Consider the following 7426-nt stretch of genomic DNA (forward strand, 5'->3'; position numbering starts at 1 on the left):
AGGTGCGCCGATCCGGTGGCATTGTCGTAGCAGCCGCCGATCGACCTCATCGACGGCAGAAGCCCGGATTCCTTGGCACGTCTGGTGAAAGTCCACGATGTGAACTGGACTCCGTGGTCGGAGTGGATCACTGTATCCGACAGCGGTGACCGGTTCGAGATCGCCATGCCGAGCGTATTGGTGGCCAGTGCGGCGGTCTGGCTGGAGTCGATCGACCAGCCGACAACACGGCGCGAGTGCACATCGAGCACGACCGCGCAGTACACCTTTCCCTCACGAGTCGGGTGTTCGGTGATGTCGGTAACCCACAATTGGTTCGGCGCGGGTCTGGCGAAGTCGCGGTCGACCAGGTCCACCGCGGTGGGCGTGTCGTGCTTCGGACGCGGGCGGCGCCGATTGGGCAGGCCGTTGATTCCCTTGCGGCGCATGAGAAGCGCGATGGTGTTGTGCCCGACGGTCATCCCGCGACCGAGGGTCAGTTCGGCGTGCACCCGTGGGGAGCCGTAGACCTGGGACGACTCCACCTGGATCTCGCGGATCAGGTCGACGAGCTAGGCCTGTCGGATCGCCTGCTCACGGAACACCCAGCGCAGATCCCTTTCGACGGCGAGCTGGGTTAGCTGCTGGTCACCGCGGTGATCAGGTCATGTGATCGGCGGTTGGCGCGTCGGAGAGCTCGGGCGATGTTGGTGTCGCCATTGGTGCAGTGCTAGCCGATCGCGGTGTAGCGCATGGTCGCGGACGGGTTGCCCGCGCTCTTGCGGGAGCCGTGGCGCCAGAGGACGAACCTGTGCCGCTCGAAAAGCCATCGTCGCAGGTCACTCGGCCATGCCGAGGGCATTCTGGCTGACCACGAGAGGACTGGTGCGGTGGCTGCGTGAGCGCGAGGGCCTGCACATGGTGGGCACCTCCGAGCCGATGATGCTGCGCTCGCCGAGCGTGGACTGGCAGATCACCTCCGACGGCCAGCAGGAGACCGCCACCGCGGTCGTCCAGCCACGCGAGGGCGCGGCGATCCCGCCGGGGACTGCACTGCGACACCGACAATCCGTTCGAGGTCATTCCCAGCGATCCCGAGCGGCGCGCTCGCGCTGGCGCACACTAATCGGACTGGGCCGCCACGCTCAAGCTGCCCGCGGTCGAGGGTGTACGAGACCGTAGGGCCGGTCGCTCGCGTCTGAACGCCTTGCCGGTGAGGCTCTTCACCGTTTAGGCGGTCGCGGTCTCCTGCCGTTCGGCAACACTCGGATGTATGGCGAACGAGCCGAGCACGAGCAACCAGGTAAACGCCACCACGGTCGGGCCGGTGATCCAGGCAGGCGTCGTTCACCAGGTCGTCATGCTGGGGAACGATGCCGTGCCCGTACCGCGACAATTACCGGGCGCGGTCGGCGACTTCGTAGGACGCGCCGACGAGGTCACGTCCCTGGACTCGCTGCTCCACACGGCGCCCGGCAGTGCGGTCCAGGTCGTGCAGGGAACAGCCGGCGTCGGGAAGACCTCGTTGGTGGTGTGGTGGGCGCATCGGGTGCAGGAAAGCTTTCCCGACGGCACGCTGTTCGCGAACCTCAAGGGCTTCGAACGCGAACAGCCACTGCATCCGTCGTCAGTGATCACGTCGTTCCTGCAGGCACTGGGAGTGGCCGAGGTGCACATCCCGGCCGATCTCGATTCTCAGGCGAGTATCTACCGGTCGATCATCGCCGGGCGACGGGTGTTGGTGGTGCTCGACAACGCGGGCAGCGCCGAGCAAGTGCGGCCGCTGCTGCCAGCCTCTGAGGGCTGCGTTGCAGTTGTTACCAGCAGGAAGGCACTCACCGGGCTGGTCGTCACGCACGGCGCGCGTTCGCTGTCTTTGGGCATGTTGAGCCGTGCGGAAGCCAGGACGCTTCTGCGCGGTGTCATCGGGGGCGCAAAGGCCGAACGGGAAGCCGCAGCCGTCGACCGGCTCGCGGATTTGTGCGCGGGGTTGCCGCTGGCCGTGCGGATCGCGGCGGGGCGCGCCGCTGGCCGTGCGACGAGCACGATCTCCGACCTGGTGGAGGAGATCGGAGACGACCGTTTTCGTCTCGACGGCCTGCGCGACGACGATGACGACCGCAGCACCGTGCGCACCATGTTCGACTGGTCCTACGCGAAGTTGCCCGGCGAGGTCGCTTCGCTGTTCCGCCGCCTCGGGCTGCACCCGAATCCCGAGTTCAGCCTGCCGGCGGCGGCCGCGTTTGCCAATGTCGAGCCGATGGTGGCGCTCCGGCAGCTCGAAACGCTGATCAACGTCAACCTGGTCGATCCGGTGACACACCGCCGCTACCGGCTCCACGACCTGTTGCGCCTGTACTCCGTTCACAGGGTCGAGGAGGACGAGCCGCTGGACCAGCGGGCCGCAGCGACCGGTGCGGGACTTTCCTGGTACGCCCGGACCGCGCTCGCCGCCGATCGCCTCGTCTTCCCCGCACATCCGCACCTGTCCGTTTGCCTCGCCGAGCCGGTGGCAGGGTTGTCCCTCACCGACCGGGACCAGGCGTGGACATGGCTCAATACCGAGCTGCACACGCTGATGGCGGCGTTAAGGCAGGCGATCGGCAACGGTATGTCCGACGTCGCGATCGCGCTGGCCGGCTCCATGCGTTTCCTCGCGTTCCGCTCGCGTTCGTTGTGGTCATTGCGGCTCGAAGCCGATTCCCTAGGGCTACATGCCGCTCGCGGCGACGCCGACACCGAGGTGATCTTCCGGCGGCGGCGCGCCGACACCCACCAGATGCTCGGGCGCTGGGCGGAGTCGGACGCTGACCTGCGCGCGTGCGTCCCACACGCCGAGGAGCGAGGTGACCGCCTGCTGTTGGGCATCGTGCTGTGCGGCCTAGGACGCAACCGCAAACTACAGCACCAGTTCGAGGCCGCGCGCGAGCTCTACACCAAGGCGTTGCCGCTCGTGCGCGGCAGCGGGTACGTCGAGGCCGTCGCGGAGTCCAATCTGAGCCAGATCAGCGCCGCACTGGGCTGGCACGACGACGCGCTCGCCCACGCAGAACGCGAGCTCGAACTCCGCCGCGGCGAGAACGACCCGGTCGGCGAAAGCTACGCGTTGCACAACGTCGCGGTGGCGCACCAGGGCCTCGGTAACGACCGGGCCGCCGTCGAGTTCGGTGACGAGGCCATCGCGTACTACCGGACCGCTGCGGCGACCGAACGCTATTTGGCCGACGCTCTGCAGACGGTTGCGTTGTCGTACGAACGGCTGGGGCAGCACGCGGCGGCCGCACCATACCTGACCGAGGCGGCGGCGGTGCTGGACGAACTGGGCGATCCCCAGGCCCTCGCCGTGCGGTCAAAGGTGCGGCGCGACGGATCTAGCGGCCCCGCACGGACGGGCCACACGCGGGGCAGCGCGGGCTCGGCGCGGCCAGCGTGACGGGAATGGTCTCGCGCCATTTGACGACGTTGTACCCGAACTGCAGGTTGGACGGCGCGCGAGGAATGCCGGTGAGCAGGCTGATCACGGCACGCGCCGCGAAGTTGCCTGTGAGACCGGCGGTGGTTGCGTCGACAGCATGCGGCGGCTCCTGACCAGCGGCGGGTGGCCACTCCATCCGGGTGGAGACGCCGACTTGTGCCCGTTGCTCCGCTTGTACGCATTCGAAGCAGGCACCTTCGCCCGGCCGGAACAGCCCTGCGCCCGTCAACGGCCCGTGGTAACCGCCGTAGACCCACGGCGTGCCGGTCGCCAGGCACGCGCGGTTCGCCCACGACCGGATCTGGGACGGCTTGTCCGCGGTGAGCAGCAGCACGTCGAACTTCTCGGCGAAGCCGCGCAGGTCGTTCTGCCCGGTCACCTCGAACACCTCGCCGGTAACGTCGATAGCGGAGTTGTGCTCGCGAAGCTTGCGAACCGCGACATGTGCCTTGAACTTCTCGACGTCCGCCTCGGTGTAGAGGATCTGCCGGCCGAGGTTGGACCGCTCGACGACGTCGCGGTCGACGCAGTGGACGCGTCCCACGCCCGCGAGCACCAGATCGAGCACCGCCGTGCAGCCAGCGCCGCCGAGTCCGATCACCGCTACCGACGCCTTCTGCAGCCGCTTCTGGGCGTCGGCGCCGGTTCGGTGGGGAGACAGGTCCATCCAGCCGTACAACTCGGCGCTCCCCCGGTACCTCTCGTCGACGGCATCGACCGCCGCGTCCGCATCCTCCAAGTACCCGGCCGACTCAAGGTCACCGACGACCGCGCGTACGAGGTGCGCAGGCACTCCGGGGAAGACCTCCGCCATGGTCGATACGACGTCGTCCACCGTGCGCGAGCCATTAAGGAGGCAGAAGAGTTGCCACCGCCATCCGCTCCGGTCAACGAGGTCTCGCCTCAGACCGGGCACGATGCCGCCCAGCCGGACTGTCTCGTCACCGTCCAGCACCGGACGGTGGTGGAACTTGAACTTGAGCCTACGCACGTCCGCAGTCACCCCTCGACCGAGTCGTGGCAGGACGTGAGGTCGTGCTCCGGTTCGAAGAACTCCAGGGCTGCGAAGAAGTGGTTCGGGTCGAGCGGGTCGCGGTAAACTGCGACCGGAGGTGGAGGAATGAGCTCGACGCAGGTGTTCATGCGGTTTCTCCAGCTCGCTGTGCCCCTGGACCTGGTGTCGAGGGAACCTGCGCAGACCGTTTCAGCCTTTCCGACCATTTCCGTTTTTCCGGCGTTTTCCGTGTATTTCTGAAAACAGCGCACCAAGTGAGGGGGACATGACTGAAGTGACGCGGCTAGCAGCCGTCCGACAAGCTCACGAGGCTGCCATCGCCGCCAGGGAGCACGCCCGGGGCGCACTCAAGAAGGCGGGCATCCAGGCCAGGGCGTTCCTGGAAAACCAGAGTGGCACGTTACAGGAACAGGCTGACCGTGCCGGAGTGTCGCCTCCGGTGTTGTCCAGGTTGAAACCTGCGAAAAACGGCGACTGGAAAGCGATGGACCCGAGCACCTACAGGGCGATCGACGGGCTCACCAATGGCCAGTTCCGGCTCGAAGAACTCCGCAACGCCTACGACGCGGCCGCAAAACAGGCCAACCAGGGGGAACTGGACCTTCGCCTCGTGGAATCGGAAGTCGACGCCACACCGGGCCCGCTGAGCGCCACCACACCGGACACCCACCTGGTCGTCGACGACGTGCTGGTCGAGCAGCGACGCAGGAGCGTCGTTCTGGACGTGAGAGTCCGCAACAGCGGCCACCGGATCGTGAACATCACCCGCGTCGCCGTCCGGGTCATCGAACGCAGGGCGTTCCTGGCGTCCTCTCCCTCGACCGGGGACTACGACCTGAAGGTGGACGGGGACTACAGCGAGGCGTACGTAGCCCACCACGTCAAGCCGGACGACGTAGACAGGTTCACCGTTACGCTGGGCTTCGCCACGACTGAACTGGGGCACGAGTTCACTGCGGACGTGCTCGTGCTGTTCAACCGGGACAACGCCGCCGTCTCGAAGTCCATCACTTTCGACTCCTGCTTCGAGTGATCAGCTCACACGATCCCGTGCACGGCCAGTCCCCAGCGGTCTAGGTATCTGTCCGGCACGTGCTCGCGCGCTGCGGCAAGTGCCGGGACGAGCCGTTCCCCCGCGGCCAGCCTGGTGATCACGCCGGCGACGATCCGGGCGGTCGGCTCGGTCGGCACCGGCCACATCCCGCCGATCACCGACGAGACCTGTTCGAGCAGCATCGCCGCGGGCAGATTGCTCGGGAACGACACCGGCGGCGCGGCCACCGAGCGGCAGGCCGCCACGAGGGCCGCGTGCACCGGCTCCATTCTCGCAAGGCTCAGCACTGACCGCGGGCCGGTGCTGAACCCCAGGCCGGACCCGGACCCGTGGGCGAACACGACCAGCAGGTCACTTGGCCCGGTGGCAGGGTCGAGGTGGTCGCGCACCACCACACCGGCAGCAGCCGCCTCCTTCAACGCCTCGGCCACGACTTCAGCGTGCGGCACGTCCGCGTCCACGTAGGCGGTGATGCTGCGCACGACACCGTCGAACGGCTGCAAGCGGCCGTAGACGGACATCGACGGCGCCAGGCTGACGAGCGTCGACCGGAGCAACGCCGCCGATTGCCAGGGCAGGGACCACAACTGCCCGTCCGGCACGACGAGCAACGACGGCACCTGACCGGCCGCCAGCGCCTCACACAGCGCGGCCGGGATCAACGACGTGAGCAGCCGTTCGACGTCATCGGTCGCGGTGGAACCGATGAGCCTGGGGCTGCCTTGCCCGAACGCGTCCAGCACCCGCGTGTCGGCAGGCGTCAGATGGATGGACTTGATCGCCACCGAGTCGGGCGGCTCGACGTACAGGGCCAGCACCGAACCGGGAAGCGACGACAGCATCCGCTGCCGCCGCAGCAGCAGCGCCGGACGGCCGCGCAGACCGTCAACGCACTCGCGGAGGTTCGGCCAGACGGGGTGGCTCGCCGCCGCTTCGGCCAGCCGCGCGTGCTCGACCGCCGGCAGGTCGTCGTCCTGCTCGGGCAGGACGGCGTCCGACAGACCCGCGTCCGCCAGCGCCTCCATCAACTCGGTGAGCAGGTCTGCGGACTCGGGTGTCGCCTCGACGTGCAGGAGATCGCTCACCATGTCGACCCCAGCCTTCACCCCCGGCGGCACCTGGCCGTAACGCTGCCGCGCCCTGAGCAGGACGAGAACGCGGTACAGCCCCTGGCGCGCCTGGTGAACGTCCACCTCGTGCTCTGACAGAGCGACCATCGTGCGGTGCATGGCCTCTACCAGAGGATCACTGGTCTCGCGATGGGTCTGCAAAAAGTCACGCGCCAGGGACCGAGCCGCAGTACACCGGTCGCCCACTCGCACGGCGTCGCCCGCCTCGGACAACGCGCCGTCGTCCTCGGGCAACAGGAAGGGCCGCAACGTCTCCGCCCAGCGGGCACGAGGATCGTCGGCGGGCAACGCGTCCGCGAGCTCGTACGCCCGCAGAACGTCCGCGCGGTCCTGCGTGATCACCGCCAGCACCAGGCTCGCCACCGCCTCCTGCCCGGTGTTGAGGTCGGCCCTGCCAGCCAGCGCCCGCAGCGCCGCCCAGCGACCCAATTCGCTCTGGTCCACGTTCTGCGCCGAGATCGCGACCACCATGAAATCGCGGGCGGACCGTTCGTCCGCAGCTCGGTTGGCCATCAGCGCCAGCGAGGCCGCAAGGAGGAGCCGCTCGGTGTCGGTGAGCTCGTCAGTGCGCAACAACGTGCGTGCCGTCTCGCGCGCTGCGTCGCGGTCGAGTGTCCCTCCTGGCCACGAACCGGGCGTCGGGGCGGGGGCCGGGGGGCCCCGCACCCCACCGGCGGCGCCCGCCCCCCCCGCCCCCCGGGGGGGGGGGGGCCCCGCACCCGTTCCTGAGCCCGGCGCAGGTGCGCGCGACCCGGTTCCCGCGCAAGAAGGGC

Annotated in this window: 7 protein-coding genes; 3 read left to right on the forward strand and 4 right to left on the reverse strand. The window is 68.3% G+C overall.

All coding sequences use genetic code 11. The features are described from left to right. Both AB0G02_RS24130 and AB0G02_RS24135 read right to left on the reverse strand, forming a co-directional pair. Positions 1-491: IS3 family transposase (locus AB0G02_RS24130; protein WP_360797730.1), on the reverse strand; the 491-nt coding region annotated here is incomplete at its 3' end. A 327-nt stretch (positions 492-818) separates the two neighbouring features. Continuing rightward, positions 819-983 carry a hypothetical protein gene (locus AB0G02_RS24135; RefSeq protein ID WP_360797736.1) on the reverse strand — a complete coding sequence of 55 codons (165 nt, stop codon included), beginning with the start codon at positions 981-983 and terminating at the stop codon, positions 819-821. Between AB0G02_RS24135 and AB0G02_RS24140 the strand changes: the two genes are divergently transcribed. After that, on the forward strand, positions 922-1161 hold the full coding sequence (locus AB0G02_RS24140; RefSeq protein ID WP_360797735.1) for a trehalase-like domain-containing protein: 240 nt from the start codon (positions 922-924) through the stop codon (positions 1159-1161). The genes AB0G02_RS24135 and AB0G02_RS24140 overlap by 62 nt on opposite strands. Positions 1162-1252: 91 nt before the next feature. Continuing rightward, the gene (locus AB0G02_RS24145; protein ID WP_360797731.1) at positions 1253-3412 is read left to right on the forward strand and encodes a tetratricopeptide repeat protein; all 2160 of its coding nucleotides are present in this window, start codon (positions 1253-1255) and stop codon (positions 3410-3412) included. Here AB0G02_RS24145 and AB0G02_RS24150 read toward each other — a convergent pair. Then, positions 3351-4409: a ThiF family adenylyltransferase gene (locus AB0G02_RS24150; protein WP_360797732.1), complete on the reverse strand. Its 1059-nt coding sequence runs from the start codon at positions 4407-4409 to the stop codon at positions 3351-3353. The genes AB0G02_RS24145 and AB0G02_RS24150 overlap by 62 nt on opposite strands. Positions 4410-4734: 325 nt before the next feature. Between AB0G02_RS24150 and AB0G02_RS24155 the strand changes: the two genes are divergently transcribed. Beyond that, entirely contained in the window at positions 4735-5502 is a 768-nt protein-coding gene (locus AB0G02_RS24155) for a hypothetical protein (RefSeq protein WP_360797733.1), read from the forward strand. A 5-nt stretch (positions 5503-5507) separates the two neighbouring features. Here the strand turns inward: AB0G02_RS24155 and AB0G02_RS24160 are convergent, their stop codons facing one another. Next, positions 5508-7229, reverse strand: coding sequence for a hypothetical protein (locus AB0G02_RS24160; protein WP_360797734.1), 1722 nt, complete (start codon positions 7227-7229; stop codon positions 5508-5510). Positions 7230-7426: the final 197 nt, after the last annotated feature.

The sequence above is a fragment of the Actinosynnema sp. NPDC023658 genome, assembly GCF_040639995.1.
GTDB lineage: Bacteria > Actinomycetota > Actinomycetes > Mycobacteriales > Pseudonocardiaceae > Actinosynnema.

Excerpts from the sequence above, each read along its gene's own strand:
- AB0G02_RS24140 (WP_360797735.1), top strand. The coding sequence starts at position 922 with ATGCTGCGCTCGCCGAGCGTGGACTGGCAGATCACCTCCGACGGCCAG.
- AB0G02_RS24145 (WP_360797731.1), top strand. The coding sequence starts at position 1,253 with ATGGCGAACGAGCCGAGCACGAGCAACCAGGTAAACGCCACCACGGTC.
- AB0G02_RS24155 (WP_360797733.1), top strand. The coding sequence starts at position 4,735 with ATGACTGAAGTGACGCGGCTAGCAGCCGTCCGACAAGCTCACGAGGCT.